This window comes from Streptomyces sp. TLI_105 (assembly GCF_900105415.1).
Classification (GTDB): domain Bacteria; phylum Actinomycetota; class Actinomycetes; order Streptomycetales; family Streptomycetaceae; genus Streptomyces.
This window is the reverse complement of the sequence record NZ_FNSM01000001.1, coordinates 4060908-4082665: the sequence shown is the minus strand read 5'-3', so window position 1 is coordinate 4082665 and position 21758 is coordinate 4060908. Positions and strand designations below refer to the sequence as shown.

Genomic DNA, 21758 nt, shown 5'->3' with positions numbered 1-21758 from the left:
AAACCTCTCCCCTTTCCGATCACCACGGTCTGGTGATCGAAAGCGCAGATCTCCCCCTCGCCGAACTCCCGCACTCCGAGATCTCCGAACTCTTCAAGCAGCACGGCACGCTGATGTTCCGTGGATTCGGCGCCACCGCCGATGATTTCCGCGCGCTCGTCCAGAAGTTCTCGTCGAAGCTCTTCTTCCACCAGAACCCCAACCGGGAGACGATCTCCGACGACGGCGCCGTGCTCCTCGTCGACGCGCACCGGAATCCCATTCCGGCGCACTCCGAGATGAGCTACTGCCCGCTGCACCCCGGCCTCCAGTGGTTCTACTGCGTGCGGCCGGCCGACGAGGACGGCGAGACGACGGTCTACGACGGCGTCGAGGCGTACAAGCGGCTCGCCCCGGAGACCCGAGAGCTGTTCGACAGGCTGCGGCTGACCTGGCGCCTGCCGTTCCCGACCGCCCCCGAGCACCAGGAGCGCGTGTTCGGCACGGCCGACCGCGCCGAGCTGGAGGCGCTGTTCGCCACCTTCGACGACTTCGAGTACGACTTCGACGAGGCCGGCAACCTCAACTGGAAGTGGACCGTCTCCGCGGTCCCGCAGGCCCCCTACGTGGACGCGCCCACGCTGTGCAACAGCTACCTGGGCTCGGGGGCGCTCGTGTCCTTCGAGGACGGATCGTCCATCCCGCAGCACTGCCGCTGGGACGCGCTCGACGCCACCGAGGAGGTGCGGGTCGACCTCCAGTGGGAGGCCGGCGACATCGTCATGATCGACAACAAGCGCGTCATGCACGGCCGGCGCGGCTTCGAGGACCCCGACCGCAAGGTCGCGGCGATGCTCTCGACGCCGAACTTCTGACCCCCACCCCTCACAGTTTGGATTCGGCCCCATGACCCAAGCCGTCGGACTGCCCACGCTCACCCCTCCGACCGCCCCGCTCTCGGCCTTCTACGAGAACGCCCTGCACGCCATGGAGCTCGGGGACCCGGCCCTGTACGGGCTCCTCGACGACGAGCTGCACCGGCAGCGCGAGACCCTCGCCCTGGTCGCCTCCTGCAGCCCCGTGAACCCCGCGGCGCTGCTCGCCGAGGGAAGCTTCTTCGCCAACGTCACGGCCGAGGGCTACCCCGGCCGCAGGTTCCACGCCGGCTGCGTGAACGTCGACAAGGTCGAGGAGCTCGCGGTCGAGCGCGCCAAGCAGGCCTTCGGCGCCCGCTACGCGAACGTCCAGCCCCACTCGGCGAGCACCGCCAACCAGGTCGTCATGAACTCGCTCCTGAAGCCGGGCGACCCGATCCTCGGCCTCGACCTGGACGCCGGCGGCCACCTCAGTCACGGTGCCAAGGTCAACCTCTCGGGCAAGATCTTCGAGGCGCACAGCTACGGCCTCGGGGCCGACGGGCTGATCGACTACGAGGAGGTCCGCGCCCAGGCGCTCGCGCACCGGCCGAAGCTGATCATCGCGGGCACCACCGCCTACCCCCGTACGCTCGACTGGGCCGCGTTCCGCGCCATCGCCGACGAGGTGGGCGCGTACCTGCTGGCCGACATCACCCACATCGCCGGTCTCGTGGTGGCCGGGCTACACCCCTCGCCGCTGGCCCACGCCCATGTCGTGACCACGTGCACGCACAAGCAGCTCTACGGCCCGCGCGGCGGCCTGATCATGCTCGGCGACTCGGCCGACATGGTGCTCCCCAGCGGTCGCACGCTCCAGCAGACCCTGAACAGCGGGCTCTTCCCGCTGATCCAGGGCGCGCCGGTGGTCAACAGCATCGCCGCCAAGGCCTACGCCCTGGGGGCCGCGACCACGCCGGAGTTCACCGCCCGGATCCACCGGGTCCGCGACCTCGCGGCCGCGCTCGCCGAACAGCTCGTCGCGCGCGGAGTGCGGGTGATCTCCGGCGGGACCGACAACCACATCGTCGTGGCCGACGTCCTCACGTCGTACGGCGTCACCGGTGTCAACGCCGAGAAGGCGCTCGAGCAGTGCGGTGTGCTCGTCAACAAGAACCGGATCGTCGGCGACGCGCACTCCGCCTTCGTCACGTCGGGCGTGCGGTTCGGCAGCAACAGCATGGCGGCCCGCGGTTTCGACGAGGCCGACGTCGCGGAGGTCGCGGAGCTCGTCCACGAAGTGCTGACCGACCTCGAGAACACGTCCAACAACACCTACGCCCTCGACCCCGCCCTGCGGGCACGCGTCCAGGAGCGGATCCGCAGCATCTGCCACCGCCGGCCGGTCGCCGGCTACTGACCGCGATTCCCCGGCGGGCCGGCGCACCCCCATGACGCCGGCCCGCCCCCGCGGTGTGCCCTCAGGGCCACTCCGCCCGCCCGGGCTCCGAAACTCCACGCCGATGTGAGAACGGTCTATGTACGCAAACAATTCTGTCGTTGATGTCATCCGCCGGAACGTCTTTGGACGCGGCGCCGACGCAAGCTACGAATTCCTCGCCGACGCCGGTGGCGTCGACACGAAGCTCAGCATGCTCGAGATCGACAGGCGTGCGCGGGCGATAGCCGTCTCCCTGCTGGAGCGGGCGAAGCCGGGTGCACGGGTCATGCTGCTCTACCCACCGGGCGAGCATTTCGTCGTGGGCTTCGTGGCCACGCTGTACGCCGGCATGGTCGCGGTCCCGGTCTACCCGCCGGACCCGATGCGCGTCGCCCGCACGCTGCCCCGGCTGCGCGCGGTGGTGAAGAGCTCCCGCGCCGAGATCGTCCTCACGGACGGCCTGGTGCAGGCCTTCACCCGTGAGCTGTTCGAGCAGCAGGCGCCCGAGGTGGCCCGGCTGCCCTGGATCGTCACCGAGGAGGCGATGCTGGAGGGCGCCGACGACTGGCGCATGCCGGCCGTCGCCCCCGACTCGGTCGCCCTGCTCCAGTACACGTCCGGCTCCACCGGCACCCCGCGCGGTGTCGTGGTGACCCACGGGAACCTGCTGTCCAACGGCTCCGCGATCGCCGGCGCCTTCGGCCTCGCCGACGGCGACATCGTCGCCTCGTGGCTGCCCTTCTACCACGACATGGGCCTGCTGGGCGGTGTCCTGCAGCCGATGCTGTCCGGCCTGTCCAACGTCCTGATGTCGCCGCTGGAGTTCATGCGCCGGCCGATGCGCTGGCTGGAGGCCATCTCCAGCCGTGGCGCCACCGTCAGCGGCGGCCCCAACTTCGCCTTCGACCTCTGCGTCAACAAGAGCACCCCCGCCGAGCGGGAGAACCTCGACCTGTCGTCCTGGCGGGTCGCCTTCTGCGGCGCCGAGCCGGTCCGCAACCGCACCCTGGAGCGCTTCGCCGACGCCTTCGCCGTCAGCGGCTTCGACCGGTCCGCGCTGCTGCCCTGCTACGGCCTGGCCGAGGCCACCCTGTTCGTCTCGGGCAGCGGCCGCGGCAACGGCGCCCACAGCATCCGCCTCGACCGCCCCGCCCTGGAGCAGGGCCGCGCCGAGGAGCGCGCGGACGGCGACCACCTGGTCTCCTCCGGCCTCGTCGCGGACCGCCACGAACTCGCCGTCGTCGACCCGGAGTCCGGCGAGCGCGTCGCGCCCGGCACGGTCGGCGAGCTGTGGGTGCGCGGCAGCTCCGTCGCCTCCGGCTACTGGGAGGACGAGGCCGCGACCGAAGCGACCTTCGGCGCCCGCCTCGCGGACGACCCCGAGCCGTACCTGCGCACCGGCGACCTCGGCTTCGTCCTGGACGAGCAGATCTTCGTCACCGGACGCCTCAAGGAAATGATGGTCGTCCGCGGCCGCAACCTGTACGCGCACGACTTGGAGGAGACCGCCGTCGCGGCCTCGCCCCTGGCCCGCCCCGGCTGCGGCGCGGCGTTCTCGGTGGAGACCGGGGACGGCGAGGAGTGCGTGATCCTCCACGAGGTCGCCGTCTCCGCCACCGAGGAGGACCTCCCCGGGATCGCCGACGCGATCGCCGCGGCCGTCCAGCAGGAGCACGGCATCGCCCTGCACGACGTGGTCCTGCTCGCCGCCCGCAGCCTGGCCAAGACCTCCAGCGGCAAGATCCAGCGCCTGGCCGGCCGCACGGCGTACCTCGCCGGTCAGGTCGAGGGCGAGATCTACCGCCGCTCCACCACCGCCGCCGCCCGCGGCGAGCGGCGCGAGCTCACCCTGCCCTCGCGCGCCGAACTCCTCCCGCTCGCCCGCGAGGAGCGCGTCGACGCGATCGAGCGCGCCCTGAGCCTGGTCGGGCGGGGAGAGGGCGACGCGCCCGCCACGATGGTCGCCGACCTCGACCTCGACTCGCTGGCCGCGGTCGACCTCGCCTTCCGCATCGAGGAGCAGACCGGTGTCGTCACCGACCCGGGCCTGCTGCTGCAGCCGACGAGCCTGCGCGAGGTCGCGGTCGCGGTCGAGGAGCGCCTGGAGTCCGCCCCCGAGGCTCCGGCCGAGCAGATATCCGGGCAGCGCGGCGGAGCCGTACCGCTGTCGGCCGGTCAGCAGTCGCTGCTGTTCATGCGGGACCTCGAAGGCCCGGACTGCCGGCAGAACGTCTCCGTCGCGGTCCGGCTGTCGGAGCCGGTCGACGCCGGTGTCCTTGCCGCCGCCGTGCGCCACATCGGCACCCGCCACCCCATCCTCACCGCCGGTTTCGGCGTCGACGGCAGCCGCCGCGTGCAGATCGTCGACCCCGCCGTGCCGTTCGAGCTCGACGTCGTCGACCTGACGGGCGAGACGGAGCAGGTGCTCCGGGCCCGCGTCGACGCGTGCGCCCTCGACCCCTTCGACATCGAGCACGGCGACGTCGCCCGCGCGAAGCTGTTCACCGGATGCGGTGCACCGGTCCTGGTGCTCGCGCAGCACCACGCCATCACGGACTTCTGGTCGGTGGTGACCCTGCTCGACGAGCTGACCACCGTCTACGGCGACCTGCTGCACGAGCGCGCCCCCGAGCTTCCGGCGGCCGTCGGCTACGAGGAGTTCGTCCGCTGGCAGCAGGACTACGAGCGCTCCCCCCAGTGGCAGGCCGACGAGCGCTACTGGCTGGACCTCCTCGCCGGTGACGTCCAGGCGCCGTCGCTCCCCGTACGGGAGGTGCCGCGGCCGGACCAGGGCATCGCGAGCCACCGGGTGACGGTGGACGCCGAACTGCTCGCCGCGCTCGAAGGGATCGCCGGCGAGAGCGACACGACGGTCTTCTCGGTCCTGATGGCGGCCTTCGAGGTCCTCGTCGCCGCGCACAGCGGAGCGCGCGACTTCGTCGTCGGCGCCACCACGGCCGGCCGCCCGCAGGCCCGCTTCCGCAACACCCTCGGCTACTTCGCCAACACCATCCCGGTACGCGCCGAGCCCGGCGCCCACCCGACCGTCACCGAGCTGATCCGCAGCACCGGACAGCAGCTGCGCCGGTCGCTCGGTCACCAGCACTTCCCGGTCAGCCGGCTCGTCGAGCTGCTGCGCGCCCAGGGCAACACCTCGGCCGCGATCAACACGGCGGTCGTCTTCGAGCGGCCGCACAACGCGATCGCCGACGACGTCACCTCGGTCCTCTTCGGCGCGGGCAGCACCGGCGCGGTCCTCGGCGACCTCACCCTGGAGCCGTTCCCGGCCGGTGAGCTGGCCACCCAGTTCGACATCACCCTGCACGCGATCCCGGCCGACGGCGGCCTCCTCGCGCACATGCTGGTCCGTGCGGACCGCTTCGACGAGACCCTCGCCGGGCAGCTGGGAGAGCAGTTCCTGGAGCTGCTCCGGCAGATCGTCGTCCACGGCGGGTCCCCGGTCTCCGCGCTGCGGCTGACCGGCGCGACCGAGTCCCTCACCCGGGCCGACGTCCCGGCCCGCACCCTGCCGGGCATCACCTCCGTCCACGAGCTGTTCGAGGCGACGGCCGACCGCACCCCCGACGCGACCGCCCTCGTGGCCGGCGCCGAGGAGCTGACGTACGCCCAGGTGGAAGCCGCGGCGAACCGTCTCGCGCACCGGCTGCGGCGGGAGGGCCTGCGTCCCGAGCAGACCGTCGGCCTGTGCCTGGAGCGCTCCCCCGAGCTGATCGTCGCGATGCTCGCGGTCATGAAGTCCGGGGCCGCGTTCGTCCCCCTGGACCCGACGCTGCCGCAGAACCGCCTCGCCGACATGGTCGGCGACGCCCGGTGCGCGCGGATCCTCTGCCACGGCGCGACCGCCGCGCTCGCGGCCTCCCTGGGCGAGGCGACCCGCGTCGACGAGGAGTCCGGCGCGGACCTTCCCGAGGACCGTCCCGCGCTCGCCGTCACCGGCGACAACCTCGCGTACGTCATCTTCACCTCGGGCTCGACCGGCCGCCCCAAGGGCGTGCAGATCGAGCACCGCTCGCTCGTCAGCTACCTGCTGTCCTTCCTCGACGCCTTCGACGTCGCCGAGGGCGACCGGGTGCTGCAGTTCGCGCCGCTCACCTTCGACCCCTGCCTGGAGGAGATCTTCTCCGCGTGGACCCGGGGCGCCGCCCTGGTGCTGCGCGACGAGTCGGTGCTCGGTTCGCCCGAGCGGTTCTGGGCCTGGTGCGAGGAGCAGCGGCTCACCCTCGTCGACATCCCCACGGCCTTCTTCCACGTCCTCGTCACCGCCCTGGAGTCCGGGGTGCGGGTGCCGCAGGCGCTGCGCTCGATCCTCATCGGCGGCGAGGCCGCGCACCCCGACAAGCTCGACCAGTGGTTCGCGGCCGACCGCGCCCACGTGGGCCTCTACAACCGCTGGGGCACCACCGAGACCACGGTGTGCTCGACCGTCGCCCACCTCGGCCCCGAGTCGGGCCGGGTCTCCCGCGCCCGGGACGTGTCCATCGGCGCCGACATGACCGACGCGGTCGTCCACGTGCTCGACGCCGAGCTGCGGCCCGTCGCCGACGGCGTCATCGGCGAGGCGTACATCGGCGGCATCGGTGTCGGACGCGGCTACGCCTCCGAGCCCCGCAAGACCGCCGAGCGCTTCGTCCCGGACCCGTTCGCGACCGAGCCGGGCCGCCGTCTGTACGCCACCGGCGACCTGGTGCGCCGCGCCGCCGACGGCGAGCTGCGCTACGTCGGCCGCGCCGACCAGCAGGTCAAGGTGCGCGGCTACCGCATCGAGCTCGGCGAGGTCGACGTGGTGCTGCGCCGGCACCCCGACGTCGCCGAAGCGGCCGTGGTCGCCACCCGCGGCGCGGGCGAGACCGAGCTGATCGCCGCCGTCACCGGCGCGGGCGTGAGCACCGACGGGCTGCGCGACTGGCTCAACCGCGAGCTGCCCAGCTACATGGTCCCGAGCCGCCTCCTCGTCCTGGACGCCATCCCGCTCACCTCGAACGGCAAGGTGGACGCGCACGCCCTGCGCGAGCTGGCCCTCGACGTGTCCCGCTCCGCCGGGGCGGCCGACCTGTCGCCGCTGGAGAGCAGGCTCGCCGCCCTCTGGTGCGAGGTCCTCGAAGTCGCCGGCGTCGGTCCCGACGAGGACTTCTTCGCGCTCGGCGGCCACTCGCTGCGCGCCGCCGACCTGAACACCCGGGTGCGCCGGGAGTTCGGCGTCCAGCCGCCGCTGCGGATGTTCTTCGAGTCCGTCACCGTCCGCGCCCAGGCGGCGCGGATCGCCGAACTGGCCGCCGCCGAGCCGGTGGAGACCGAGGCCGCGGCGGCCGTCGCCGCCGAGGTCGAGCCCACCCTGTCGCTGGGCCAGCGCCGCCTGTGGTTCCTGGAGAAGTTCGCCCCGGGCTCCCGCGCCTACGTCGTGCCGGGTGTGCTCCGGCTCTACGGCGAGCTCGACCGGGACGTCCTGCGCGGCGCGCTCGACACGATCGTCGAGCGGCACCCGGCGCTGCGCACCGGCTTCGAGGACGAGGGCGGCCGGCCCGTGCCCTTCGTGCACACCGGCCTGACCTGCCCCTTCGAGGTCCTCGACCGGACCTCGGTCGCGCCCGCCCGCCGCGAGGCGGAGCTCTCCGAGCTCGTCGGCGAGCACGTACGGCAGCTCTTCGACCTCGATGCGCCGCCGCTGATGCGCGCCGCCCTGGTGGAGTTCGGGCCCGACGAGCACGCCCTGCTCCTGGCCTTCCACCACATCGTCTCCGACGGCCGCTCGATGGAGGTCATCGCCGGAGAGCTGGCCGAGCTGTACGCGCACGGTGCCGGCACCGGTGCCGGCGAGCCGCCCGCGGTCGTCCACCAGTACGCCCGGTGGGCCCTCGACGAGGGCGCCCGGCTCGACTCCGCGGAGGGAGAGCAGGGTCTGGCCTTCTGGTCCGGGCACCTCGCCGGCGCGCCGCTCGCCCTCGACCTGCCCTTCGACCGGACCCGTCCGGCCGTGCAGACCTTCGACGGCGCGCGCGTCCCGCTGACGCTCGGCCAGGCCGACTCGGACCTGCTGCGCTCGCTCGCCCGCGACCAGCAGGCGACCGTGTTCATGACGCTGGCCGCCTGCCTGTCCTCGACGCTCTCCCGGCTGACCGGCCAGGAGCGGGTGGTCGTCGGCGTCCCCGACGCCAACCGTCCGGGCGACGGCGCCTACGACGACGTCGTCGGCTTCTTCGTGAACACCGTCCCGCTCTGCTTCGAGGCGCCCGGCGGCGCCACCGGCCGCGACCTCGTCGCCCGGGTCCGCGCCACCACCCTGGAGGCGATGCCGCACAAGTGGGTGCCGTTCTCCGCGATCGTCGAGGCGAGCGGCCAGGACCGCGACCCCAGCCGCAGCCCGCTCTTCCAGGTGATCCTCGACGTCCGCAGCGGCGCCCTGCCCTCGCCGGCCCTGCCCGGCCTGCGGGTCGAGACCGCCCCGCTGTACACCGGCACCGCCAAGACCGACCTGACCTTCGAGATCACCGACGACGGCGGCCCGCTGACGGGCTGGCTCGAGTTCAACACGGACCTCTTCCGGCCCGAGACCGCGCAGCTCGTCGCCCGGCTGTTCGCCGAGACGGCCCGCGCGATGGCGCAGCGCCCGGACGAGCGCGTCGAGACCCCCTCGGCGGCCGCGGCCCTCGGCCACTGGCCGGCCCAGGCCGGCGCGGAGCAGCACCCCGACACGTTCTGGGCGCAGTTCGAGCGTGCCGCCGACAGCCGTACCGACGCGATCGCCCTGGAGGGCGCCGACAGCGCGCTGACCTACGGCGAGCTGCGCACCCGGGTCGAGCAGGTCGCCCGGGTGATCGCCGACCGGTTCGCCGTGCGCCCCGGTGACGTCGTCGCCGTGTCGGTCGAGCCGTCCGTCGAGGCGGTCGTCGCCGTCCTCGCGGCGCAGCGCTGCGGAGCGGCGTACCTGCCGATCGACCCCGCCTACCCGGCCGAGCGCAAGGACTTCATGCTGGCCGACTCGGGGGCGCGCGGTCTGGTGACCCGCGAACTCGTCGAGGAGGCGCTGCGCGAGGCCCCGGCCGAAGCCGTGGCGCTGCCGCAGGCCGACCCGGACGCTCCCGCGTACCTCCTGTACACCTCGGGCTCCACCGGCCGCCCCAAGGGCGTCCTCGTCTCCCACCGCTCGCTCGCCAACCTCACGGCGGCCCAGGCGGGTGTCTTCGGGATCGACGCCGGCTCGCGCATGCTCCAGTTCGCCAGCCTGAGCTTCGACGCCTCCGTCTGGGAGGTCTTCTCCACCCTCGCCGCGGGCGGCACCCTGTGCGTCGTCGGCCGTGAGCACGCCCTCGTCGGCGAGGCACTGGCCGACGTCCTGGCCGAGCGCGCCATCAGCGTCTGCCTGCTGCCGCCGTCGGTGATCGCCTCCCTGCCCGCCCGTGAACTGCCGCTCCTGAAGACCCTGGTGTCGGGCGGCGAGGCCTGCCGCGCCGAGCTGGTCGAGCGGTGGCAGCCGGGCCGGCGCTTCGTCAACGCGTACGGCCCCACCGAGTGCACCGTCGCCATCACGGCCGCCGCCCTCGAGCCGGGGAAGCCCGCCTCGCTGGGCGCGGTCCTGCCGGGCGGCACGGCGTACGTCCTGGACGCGGACCTGCGGCCGGTGGTCGCCGGCGCGGTCGGCGAGCTGTACGCCGGCGGTGCCGGTCTGGCCCTCGGCTACCACGGCCGGCCCGCGCTGACCGCCGGGCACTTCCTGCCCGACCCGTTCTCCGCCGTCCCCGGCGCCCGCATGTACCGCACGGGCGACCTCGTCCGGCTGCGCGCCGACGGGACGCTGGACTACTGCGGCCGCGGCGACAGCCAGATCAAGCTGCGCGGCTACCGCGTCGAGCCCGCCGAGATCGAGTCGGTGCTGCTCGCCCTGGCCGGGGTGACGCAGGCCGTGGTGCGCGGCCTCGACGGTGTCCTGGTGGCCCATGTCGAGACCGCCGACCCGGAGCTGACCCCGCAGGCGCTGGCCAAGCTGTGCGCGGCGGAGCTGCCGCCGCACATGGTTCCGGCCGCGTTCGTGACCCGTACGGAACTGCCCCGCCTCCCCGGCGGCAAGATCGACCCGAGCCGTCTCGACCGGCCGCGCCGCGCCGACTTCGCGCACGCCGACTTCGCCGAGCCGGAGACGGAGACGGAGCGGACCGTCGCCCGGGTCTGGGCCCAGGTCCTCGACGTCGACGCGGTCGGCGCCGGCGACGACTTCTTCACCATCGGCGGCCACTCCCTGCTCGCCACCGTGATCACCTCGCAGGTGGGCGAGGAGCTGGGCCGTGAGGTTCCGCTGCGCGCCCTCTTCGAGGCGCCCGTGCTCCGCGACTACGCCGCGCTGTGCGACGCCGCCGCCGCCCGGGACACCTCCGGCGGGATCGCGGCCCACGCCGCCGACGGCGACGACGCGCCGCTGTCGGTGATGCAGGAACGCCTCTGGCTCCTGGAGGAGATCGAGAACGGCTCCGGCCAGAACGCCCTCACCGGCCGCTACCACCTGGCCGGCGCGATCCGGCTCACCGGCGAGCTCGACGAGGCCGCGCTCCGGCGGGCCGTCGGCCGCCTGGTCGACCGGCACACCACGCTGCGCACGGTCGTCGCCCACCGGGACGGCGTCCTGACGCAGTCCGTCCTCGACAGCGCCGACGTCACCCTGGCGCGCACCCCGCTGACCGGCGTCACCGCCGAGGAGCGGGTGTCCGAGGCCCTCGCCCTGGTGGAGCGCGAGGCCGCGGCCCCGATGGACCTGTCGGCCGGCCCGCTGCTGCGGGTCCGGCTCCTCGACCTCGGCCGCGACGACGCCGTACTGGTGCTGACCCTGCACCACATCGTCGGCGACGGCTGGTCGATGGAGATCCTCAAGCGGGACCTGACGCACTTCTACGCGGAGGAGACAGGCCACGAGCCCGCCGCCCCGCTGCCGCCGCTCCCGGTCACGTACGAGCAGTTCTCCCGCTGGCAGCGCCACCAGCTGGACTCCGGCGCGCTCGACGCCTCCGTCGCGTACTGGTGCGAGCAGCTCGACGCGCTGCCCTCGCTGACCCTCCCGATCGCCCGCGGCGGCTCCGCCCCGGCGGACGACGAGCGGAGCCACCGGGTGCGGGCGACCGTCGCTCCGGAGCTGCGCGAGGCGATGGAGCGGCTCGCCGCCGGGTCCGGGGCGACCCTGTTCATGGTGCTCGCCGCCACCCTCCAGCTCACCCTGGGACGGCTCGCCGGCCAGCGCGACTTCGCGATCGGCGTGCCCATCGCGGGCCGCGGCCACCGCGAGGTGGAGGACCTGATCGGCTTCTTCATCAACTCGCTGGTGCTGCGCGCCGACCTGTCCGGCGACCCGACCTTCGCCGAGCTGCTCGACCGGGTCCGCACGACCACCCTCGACGCGTACGAGCACCAGGACGTCCCCTTCGAGACGCTGGTCGGAAAGCTGGCCCCCGAGCGCGACCTGAACACCACGCCGCTGTTCCAGGTCTACCTGAACCTGCTCAACATCCCGCCGCACCGGTCCGAGCTGCCGGGCATCGAGGTCGACACCTTCGCCGTCCCCGACCTCGGCGCCAAGTTCGACCTCACCTTCTACGTCGACCCCGCGGGTCCCGGCCTCTCGCTGGACCTGATGTACGCCGGCGAGAAGTTCGACGAGGCCACGACGCGGGAGCTGCTCGCCCAGTGGATCCGGGTCATCGAGCAGGCCGTCGCCGACAGCGGCAGCCCGATCGACGCACTGCGGCTCGACACGCCGCAGGCGCGCCGCGAGCTGCCCGACCCGGCCGCACCGCTGGACACCACCTGGTACGGGTCGGTGGTCGAGCAGTTCGAGCGGCGGGCCGCCCGTGAGCCGCAGCGGATCGCGATCAGCGAGCCGGGCCAGGAGCTCACCTACGGCGACCTCGCCTGGGCGACGGCCGCCATGTCCGGGCTGCTGAGCCGGCAGGGCATCGCCAAGGGCGACGTGGTCGCCATCTACGGCGAGCGCAGCGCCTCCCTGGTCTGGGCGATCCTGTCGGTGATGCGCGCCGGAGCCTCGTTCGCCATCCTCGACCCGAGCTACCCGGCCGACCGCATCGCCGACTGCCTGGCGGTGGCCCGCCCGAGCGCCTTCCTGCAGCTGGAGGGGGCCGGTGCCGTGCCGCTCGCGGTGGACACCGCGCTCCAGGCGCACTCCCTGCGCTGCCGCTTCGAGCTGCCGTCCCGCCTCGCGGACGCCCGCCACCTGGTGCCGCAGGGCGCCGAACCGGCCGAGGCGGTCCAGGTGGGGCCGCGGGACTGCGCGTACATCGCGTTCACCTCGGGTTCCACCGGCAAGCCGAAGGGCATCCGGGGCGCGCACGGGTCCCTGACCCACTTCGTGCCGTGGATGGTGGAGACCTTCGGGCTCCGCGAGACCGACCGCTACAGCCTGCTCTCCGGCATCAGCCACGACCCGCTGCACCGCGAGGTGTTCACGCCGCTGGTCACGGGCGCCACGATCTGCGTGCCCGACCGCCTCGACGTCGAGACCCCGGGCCGGCTGGCCCAGTGGTTCCGTACGGCCCAGGTCTCGGTCAGCCACATGACGCCCCCGATGGCGCGGCTGTTCGACCAGCTGTCGGTCGCCCCGGGCACGCTGCCGCTCCTGGAGCGGGTGTTCTTCCTCGGCGACACGCTGACCAGCCGTGACGTACGCGCCATCACCCGCATGGCGGGCTCGGCGACCTGCGTCAACCTGTACGGCTCCACCGAGACGCAGCGCGCCGTCGGCTACTACGTGGTCCCCGCGGAGCACGGCACCGCCGAGACCGACCCGGGCGTCACGTACCCCCTCGGCCGAGGCATGAAGGACGTCCAGCTCCTCGTCCTCAACGAGGCGGGGCAGCAGGCCGGCGTCGGTGAGCCGGGCGAGATCGTCATCCGCTCCCCGCACCTCTCGCTCGGCTACGCCGACGAGCAGCTCAACGCCGTCAAGTTCGTGCGCAACCCGTTCGGCACGTCCGACGACGACCGCATGTACCGCACCGGCGACCTCGGCCGCTACCTCGCCGACGGCTCCGTCACCCCGCTCGGCCGCGCCGACAACCAGGTGAAGATCCGCGGCTACCGCGTCGAGACCGACGAGGTGCAGCACGTGATCTGCTCCGCGCCGGAGGTCCAGGACGCGCTGGTCATGGCCCGCGCCGACGCCAGCGGCGAGACCGCGCTCGTCGCCTACGTGGTGGCCAGGCCCGGCCAGAAGGTGGCCGGCAACGAGCTGAAGGGGTATGTCCGCAAGCGGCTGCCGGACTACATGGTCCCGGCGTTCGTCGTGGTCCTCGACGCCTTCCCGCTCACCCCGAACCGCAAGATCGACCGCGCGGCACTGCCGGAGCCCTCCGCGGCGACCGGCGTCCACGAGGACGGACCGCGCACCCCGCTGACGCCCACCGAGGAACTGGTGGCCGGCCTGTGGCAGGACGTGCTCGGCGCCCACCAGGTGGGCCCCGAGGACAACTTCTTCAACCTCGGCGGCCACTCGCTGATGGCGACCCAGGTCGTGTCCCGGATCCGCCGGGTCTTCGGCTGCGAGATCGCGCTGCGCACCCTGTTCGAGAAGCAGACCGTGCGGGACCTCGCCGCACACATCGACGGCGTCGCCGGCGGCACCGTCGTCGCCGCGCCGATCGTGGCCCTGCCCCGCACCGGCTCCCTGCCCGCCTCGTACGGCCAGGAACGCCTGTGGGTCCTCGACCAGCTGGAGGGCGACACCGGCGCCTACAACAGCCCGACGGTCGTGCGGATGCGCGGCCCGCTGGACACCGAGGCGCTGGCCGCCACCCTGGACGAGCTGGTCGCCCGGCACGAGGTGCTGCGCACCCGGATCGTCATGGACGACGGCCGGGTCAGCCAGATCGTCGAGCCGGCCGGCGAGGTCACCATGCCGCTCACGGTCGTCGACCTGAGCGACGCGCCGCAGGAGGACGCCGAGCGGCGCATGTGGGAGCTCGTCGACGAGGCCGCCCGGCACCGCTTCGACCTGGCCCAGGCGCCGCTTGAGCAGGCCACCCTGATCCGGCTCTCCGACGAGGACCACGTCTTCGTCCTCACCGTGCACCACGTCGTCGCCGACGGCTGGGGCCTGCAGATCGTGGTCCGCGACTTCGCGGCCCTGTACCAGGCACGACGCCAGGGCACGGCCTCGCCGCTGCCCGAGCTCGAGGTGCAGTACGCCGACTGGTCGAGCTGGCAGCGCGACCGGGTCGAGGGCGGCGACTACCAGGGGCAGCTGGACTTCTGGTGCGAGACGCTGGCCGATCCGGCGTCCGTGCTCGAGTTCCCCGCGCAGAAGCCGAGGCCCGCGGCGATGACCAACCGCGGCCTGACGGTCCGCCGCATCCTCGACGCCGAACTGGTCAACGGGGTCCGGCACGTGGGCCGCGAGCACAACGCGACCCTGTTCATGACCCTCCTCGCGGCCTTCAACGCCCAGCTGCACCGCTACAGCGGCGCGGCGGACATCGCGGTCGCCACCCCGGTGGGCACCCGCTCGGTCGAGATCGAGGACGTGGTCGGGTTCTTCGTGAACACGATCGTCTTCCGCAACAAGCTCTCCGCGGAGGAGTCCTTCACCGAGCTGCTCGAACGCGTCCGCGCGACGACCCTGGCGGCCTACGCCAACCAGGACGTCCCCTTCGACCGGGTCGTGGACGCGCTCCAGCCGAACCGCGACCTGAGCGTGAGCCCGCTCTTCCAGGTCATGTTCACCCTGCACAACGCGCCCTACTCGGAGATCGACCTCGGCGACCTCAGGCTGGAGCGGCTGCACGCCCCGGTCGGCACCGCCAAGTTCGACCTCAGCCTCGACCTGGCCGAGGAGAAGGACGGCCTGCACGCGACCCTGGAACTCAACGCCGACCTGTTCGACGCCGAGACCGGCGAGCAGCTCCTCGACCACTTCGAGGCCCTGCTCGGCAGCATCACCGCCGCCCCGACGCGGGCCGTGGCCGACCTGGAACTGCGCTCGGCCGCCGAGGCCGCGGCCCAGGACGCCCTGAGCGCCGGACCGGCCGCCCTCACGCCGAGGACCACCGCCGAGGCGCTCGAACACTGGGCGCGGCACACCCCGGACGCCCCCGCCGTCATCGACGGCACCACCGTCTGGACCTACCGGGAGCTGCGGGACCGCGTCGCGGCGCTCGCCGAGCGGCTGACCGCGGCGGCCACCGGCCCCGAGCCGGCCGTGGTGGTCTGCGCCGAGCGCTCCGCCCGGCACATCGCCGCCGCCCTCGCCTGCGGCGCGGCCGGCGCCACGTACGTGCCGGTCTCCCCGGCCGTACCGGACCGGCGGATCGCCACGATCCTCGACCGGCTCGGCGAGGTCGTCGCGGTCACCGACGACGAGCAGGCGGACCGTGTCGCCGCCCTGCTCGGCGACGGCCGGGCCCGCGGCAGCCACCTCGTCCTCGACGACTCCGCAGCGGACCGTCCGCTCGACGCCGCCGGTGCGCACCCGTCCCGGCGCGCGTACGTCATCTTCACCTCCGGTACGACCGGTGAGCCCAAGGGCGTGGAGATCGAACAGGCCGGACTCCTGGGCCACCTCGAACTGATGGCCCACGACCTGGAGCTGTCCTCGGGCGACGTCGTCGCCCAGACCGCCTCGCAGTCCTTCGACATCTCCGTCTGGCAGATGTTCGTCGCGGTGACGCGCGGTGCGACCACGGTGGTCAGCTCCGACGCCACCAGCCGGGACGCCGAGGCGCTGCTCGCCCTCGTCCGGGAGCGCGGTGTCACCGTGCTCCAGCTGGTGCCCGGCATGATCAGGGCGCTGCTCGACCACGCGGCGGGCGACGACCTGGCGAGCCTCAGGTTCCTGATCGCCACGGGCGAGGCGCTGCCGCCGGACCTCGCGGCGGACTGGCTGCGCCGCTTCCCCGGGATCCCGATGGTCAACGCCTACGGCCCCGCGGAGTGCTCGGACGACACCCACCTCGCGGTGCTGTCCACACCGCCGCCGCAGGACCGCCCGGTCCCGCTCGGCAGCCCCGTCGCCGGCGTGAGCTCGTACGTCCTCGACGCGCAGGGACGGCGCGTGCCGTTCGGCGTGCCGGGCGAGCTCGCCATCGGCGGCCCGGTGGTCGGCCGCGGCTACCTCGGTGACCCGAAGGCCACCGCGGACCGCTTCGTCCCCGACCCGTACGCGACGGTCCCCGGCGCCCGGCTCTACCGCACCGGCGACCGGGTGAGGCTGCACGCCGACGGCCGGCTCGAGTTCCTCGGCCGCCTCGACGACCAGCTGAAGATCCGCGGCTTCCGCATCGAGGCCGGCGAGGTCGAGACGGCGCTGTGCGAGCTGCCGGCCGTGCGGGAGGCGGCGGTCGTCCTGCGCGACTGCGACGGCGAACCCACCCTGGTCGCCTGCGTGGTCGGCACCGAGCACGACCCGGCCGTCCTGGCCGCCGCGCTCGGCACCCGCCTGCCGCGCTACATGGTCCCCACCGGCTACGTCTTCGCCGACCGGCTGCCGCGCAACGCCAACGGCAAGGTGGACCGGGGCGCGCTCCAGCGCGACGACGTCACCGTCGAGCGGGTCCGGCAGCGCTTCGAGGCGCTGTCCGGCCCCACCGAGCGGCTCGTGGCCTCGGTCTTCGAGGAACTGCTCGGCACCCCGGCGGTCGGCGCGCTGGACGACTTCTTCACCCTGGGCGGCCACTCGCTGCTCGCCACCCGTCTGGTGGCCGAACTGGCCGCGCAGACGGACATCGAACTGCCGCTGCGCACCGTCTTCGAGCAGCCCACCGTGCGCGGTGTCGCACAGGCCCTGGAGGAGCTCCAGATGGCCGGGCTGAGCGAGGCCGAGCTCCTCGAACTCGAGGTGCTGCTCGACGGTGTGACCGACGACCAGGCCCGCGAGCTGCTCGCGGCCGGCGAGGAGAGGGACGCATGATCGGGGAAGTCTCCACCCAGCGGGAGGCCGTCAAGGGCCTGTCCGCGGCCAAGCGGGAGCTGATGGCCCAGCTGCTCCTTGCCCGCGGCAAGCAGCGGGCGGCGGCGCGCACCATCCGCCGCCGCGACCCCGCGGCGCCCGTCCTGCTCTCCCGCGGCCAGGAGCAGCTGTGGGTCGCCGAGTCCCTCGCGGACGGCCGCCCGCTGTACAACGTGCCGTACGGCGTGCGCCTGCGCGGCGCGCTCGACGTCGCCGCGCTGCGCACCGCGCTCGACGGGCTCGTCGCCCGGCACTCGGTCCTGCGCACCGTCTACCGGCAGCTGCCGGACGGCGGCCTGGAGCAGGTCGTGCGGGAGGCCGAGCCGGTGCCGCTGCCGGTCGAGGAGACCGGCGGCGAGGAGGCCGCGATGGCCGCCGCGCAGCGCGAGGCGGCCCGGCCGATCGACCTGGCCGCCGGGCCCGTGATGCACGGCCGGCTGTTCCGGATCGCCGCCGACGACCACCTGCTCGCGCTGGTCGTGCACCACATCGCGACCGACGCCTGGTCGGTGGGAGTCCTCCTGGAGGACCTCGCGGAGCTGTACGACGCGGCCCGCGAGGGCCGCTCGCCCCGGCTGCCCGAGCTCGGCATCGACTACGCCGACGCGGCCGTGCACGAGCGGGCCCAGGAGCCCGCGGACCACAACTGGCTGGTCGCGCAGTGGCGCGAGCAGCTGGCCTGGGCCCAGCCGCTCGGCCTGTCGGCGAGCGGCGACCGGGGCACGGCCCGCACCGGGCGGCGCATCCGCTGCCAGTGGGACGGGCAGTTCGGCCGCGAGCTCCAGCGCACCGCCGAGACGCACCGCACGACCGTGTTCAACGTGATGCTCTCCGCGTTCGCGGTGCTCCTGCACCGGTACACGGGCACCTCCCGGTTCGCCATCGGCACGGTCATGGCCAACCGGAACCGGCAGACCGAGCGACTGGTCGGCTACTTCGCGAACACCGTTCCCGTGGTCGCCGACCTGTCCGCCGGGGCCGGCACCCTGGGCGACGTGCTCGCCGGGATCACCCGCGAGTCGCTGTGGGCGCAGGAGCACCAGATCCCCTTCGACGTGCTGGTCGACAAGGTCGCGCCGCAGCGGACCCTGGCCGAGAGCCCGCTCTTCGAGGCCATGTTCGTCTTCAACAACGGCCCCGGCCACGAGATGCGGCTGCGCGACCTGTCGCTGACCCCGACCCATCTGCACTCCGGCACCGCCAAGTTCCCGCTGGACCTGTCCTGCGCGGTGACGGACGACGAGGTCATGGTGTCGCTGGAGTTCGACGAGTCGGTGATCGACGCCGACGCCGCCGAACGCCTGCTCGGCCACTACCGGCGGCTGCTCACCGGACTGTGCGAGACCCCGGACGTCCACGTCGACAACGCGGACCTGCTCACCCCGGCCGAGTGGGAGCTCGTCGTCGACGAGTGGAACCGCACGGGCGAGGAGTACCCCGAGGACGCCACCGCGCACGGTCTGTTCGAGCAGTGGGCGGACGTGGACCCGGGCGCCACCGCCGTGGTCTGCGGCGACGAGGCGGTCGACTACGCCGAACTCGACGCCCGCGCCAACCGCCTCGCCCACCTGCTCGTCGAGCGGGGCGCCGGCCGCCACGAGCGCGTCGGCGTCTGCCTGGAGCGCGGCATCGACCTGGTCGTCACCCAGCTCGCCATCGCCAAGGCCGGCGCGGCCTATGTGCCGCTGGACCCGGGCTACCCGGCCGAGCGTCTCCAGTGGATGCTGGCGGACTCCGGCGCCCGCCTGGTCGTCACCCGTGACGACCGGCTCGCCGGCGACGGCGTCACGGCCGTCGACCCGTCCTCCGCCGGGGACTTCCCCGCGACCCGCCCGGAGCGCGAGGTCCGCCCCGACGACCTCCTGTACCTGATCTACACCTCGGGCTCGACCGGTCTGCCCAAGGGCGTGCTCCTCGACCACCGGGGCCGCGTCAACAACTTCACCGACTTCAACCGGCGCTTCCTGGTCGGTCCCGGCGACAAGGTCTTCGGCGTCTCGGCGCTGGCCTTCGACATGAGCGCGTACGACGTGTTCGGCACGCTCATGGCCGGTGCGACCGTGGTCTTCCCGACGCCCGAGGACGAGCGCTCGCCGCACCGCTGGATCGAGACGATCGAGCGCGAGTCCGTCACCGTGTGGCACTCGGTCCCCGCGCTGTTCGGTCTGCTCGTCGAGGAGGCCGAGGTGCGCGGCGGCGAGCGGCTGCCGATCCGGCTGGTGCTGCTCGGCGGCGACTGGATCCCGCTGGCGCTGCCGCAGCGCGGTGCGGCGCAGCTCGTCGAGTCGGCGCAGCTGGTCAGCATGGGCGGCGCCACCGAGGTCTCCATGGACTCGACGATCCACCTCATCGGCGAGGTCCTGCCGGAGCAGCGCAGCATCCCGTACGGCGCCCCGATGGCGAACCAGACCTCGTACGTCCTCGACGCCTCGCTGTCCCCGCTGCCCGTCGGCGTCCCCGGCGAGCTGTACCTCGGCGGTGTCGGGGTCGGCTGGGGCTACCACAACCGGGCCCGGCTGACCGGCGAGAAGTTCCTGCCGGACCCGTTCAGCCCGCTGCCCGGGGCGCGGATGTACCGCACGGGCGACCGGGCTCGCTGGATGCCGGACGGCAACCTGGAGCTGCTCGGGCGCATCGACTTCCAGATCAAGATCAACGGCTACCGGGTGGAGACCGGTGAGATCGAGGCGGCCCTGCGGGAGGTGATCGGCGGCGGTTCCTGCCTGGTCGCGGCGCACGGCCCGCGCGACGGCGCGAAGACGCTCGTCGCCTACCTGGTGGCGCCCCCCGGCGGGGAGATCCCCGAGGACGCCGAGCTCAAGCGGCAGTTGGCGGCGCGGCTTCCCCAGCACATGGTGCCCGCCTCCTTCGTCCGCATGGACGCCTTCCCGCTGACCCACAACGGCAAGGTCAACCGCCGCGAGCTGCCGGCGCCCACGGTCGCCGCCGTCACCGGGCGGGCCGCGGGCACCGACACCGAGCGGGCCCTGGTGGAGCTGTGGCGCGAGGCGCTCGGCCGCGACGACGTCCCGGTCGACGTCGGCTTCTTCACCCTGGGCGGCAACTCCATCGCCGTCATCCGCATGGTCAGCGCGGCCCGCCGCGCGGGCCTGGAGATGACCCCGCGCATGGTCTTCGCCCACCAGACGATCGAGTCGCTCGCGAAGGCCGTCGACGAGCGGGAGGCCGCCCCGGCCGCCGGGCCCGCCGGGACCGGTGGTGAAGGGCCTTCGGTGACACCGAGCCAGCAGCACATGCTGGACGTCCTGGAGAGCGACTGGGTGCCGGGCCTGTACCAGATGCAGTCCACCACCGAGCTGCCCTTCGAGATCGACCCGGACGGCTTCCGGGCCGCCTGGCAGGCGCTCGGCGACCGCCACCCCGCCCTGCGCACCGGCTTCCGGCGCGACGGCGACGGCGCCTGGACCCCGGTCGTCGCCGACGAGCTCGCCCCGGTGATCGAGGTCCTCGACTGGAGCGACCACGAGCCGGACGCGGTCGCCGACGAGCTGATCGCCCTCCTGGAGGCCGAGCGGGCCACGCCCTTCGACGTCTCCGAGCCGCCCCTGTGGCGGGTGTGGCTGGTGCGCGGCCGGCACACCTGGTGGCTGGGCCAGATCCAGAGCTATCTGCTGGCCGACGGCTGGTCGAACCTGGTGCTGCTCGACGAACTCCTCGCGCTCTACGTCGCCGCCCTCGAAGGACGGGACGCCGGCCTCCCGCCGGTCCCCGAGCTCGACGCCGAGCACACCGACCCGGAGGCGGACACCGCCTTCTGGCGGAACCAGCTGGCCGGGGCCCTCCCGTCCCGGCTGGCGGCGGAGCCGGGCCTCCTCGGCCCGTCCCGCTTCGCCCGGGTGGCCGGCCGGCTCGACCCGGCGGTCGCCCAGGCGCTGCGCGAACGGGCCGCCGAGCACGGGCACACCTTCTCCACCCTGGCCTGCGCCGGCTGGTCGCTCCTCGCGGCCTCGCGCCTGGAGCGCGCCGACGTCACGGTCGGCGTGGTCTCGGCGGGCCGCGACCGGGCCGTCGACGGCCTGGAGCGCGCGGTCGGCCTGTTCATCGCCGCTCTGCCCGTACGGGTGGAGGTCGACCGGGACGAGAGCCTGACCGCCCTGTTCGACCGCTTCCAGCTGGCCCGCGTCGAGGGCGCCGAGCACACCTCGGTCCCCACCGGCACGCTCCAGCGGATGGGGGCCGGCGAAGGACCGCTGTTCGACTCGGTCGTCGTCGTCGCCAACTACCCGGTCTCCTCGGCGCTGCGCGCCCAGCAGGCCGCGAGCGTCCACGAGGGCGCCGAGAGCGACGGCACCCGCAACCAGACCGAGTTCTCGCTCCGCCTCGACGTCACCGACGACGCCGAACCCCGCATCGCCCTCTCGTACTACGGCGACCGCGTCGCCGACACCGACGCCCGGCAGCTGCTCGACGACTACCTCGCGCTGCTCGCCTCCGTCGCCCGTACACCTGCCGCCACCGTCGGCCAGGTGCTCCCGCTCGCCCCCCACCCGATTGGAGACCCCCGATGACG

General features: G+C 73.5%; 4 protein-coding genes. All 4 read left to right on the top strand.

The features are described 5' to 3' along the window. The first annotated feature begins 32 nt into the window (after positions 1–32). Complete coding sequence (locus BLW86_RS18610; RefSeq protein WP_177181694.1) at positions 33–854, top strand: TauD/TfdA family dioxygenase; 822 nt, start codon at positions 33–35, stop codon at positions 852–854. Positions 855–885: 31 nt separating this feature from the next. Continuing rightward, entirely contained in the window at positions 886–2253 is a 1368-nt protein-coding gene (gene glyA, locus BLW86_RS18605) for a serine hydroxymethyltransferase (protein WP_093875078.1), read from the top strand. A gap of 118 nt (positions 2254–2371) precedes the next feature. Continuing rightward, positions 2372–17188 (top strand): non-ribosomal peptide synthetase, encoded by a 14817-nt coding sequence (locus BLW86_RS18600; protein ID WP_093875077.1) that lies wholly within the window; start codon positions 2372–2374, stop codon positions 17186–17188. Next, positions 17185–21756 (top strand): non-ribosomal peptide synthetase, encoded by a 4572-nt coding sequence (locus tag BLW86_RS18595; RefSeq protein ID WP_093875076.1) that lies wholly within the window; start codon positions 17185–17187, stop codon positions 21754–21756. The genes BLW86_RS18600 and BLW86_RS18595 overlap by 4 nt, the downstream gene beginning before the upstream one ends. Positions 21757–21758 lie beyond the last annotated feature (2 nt).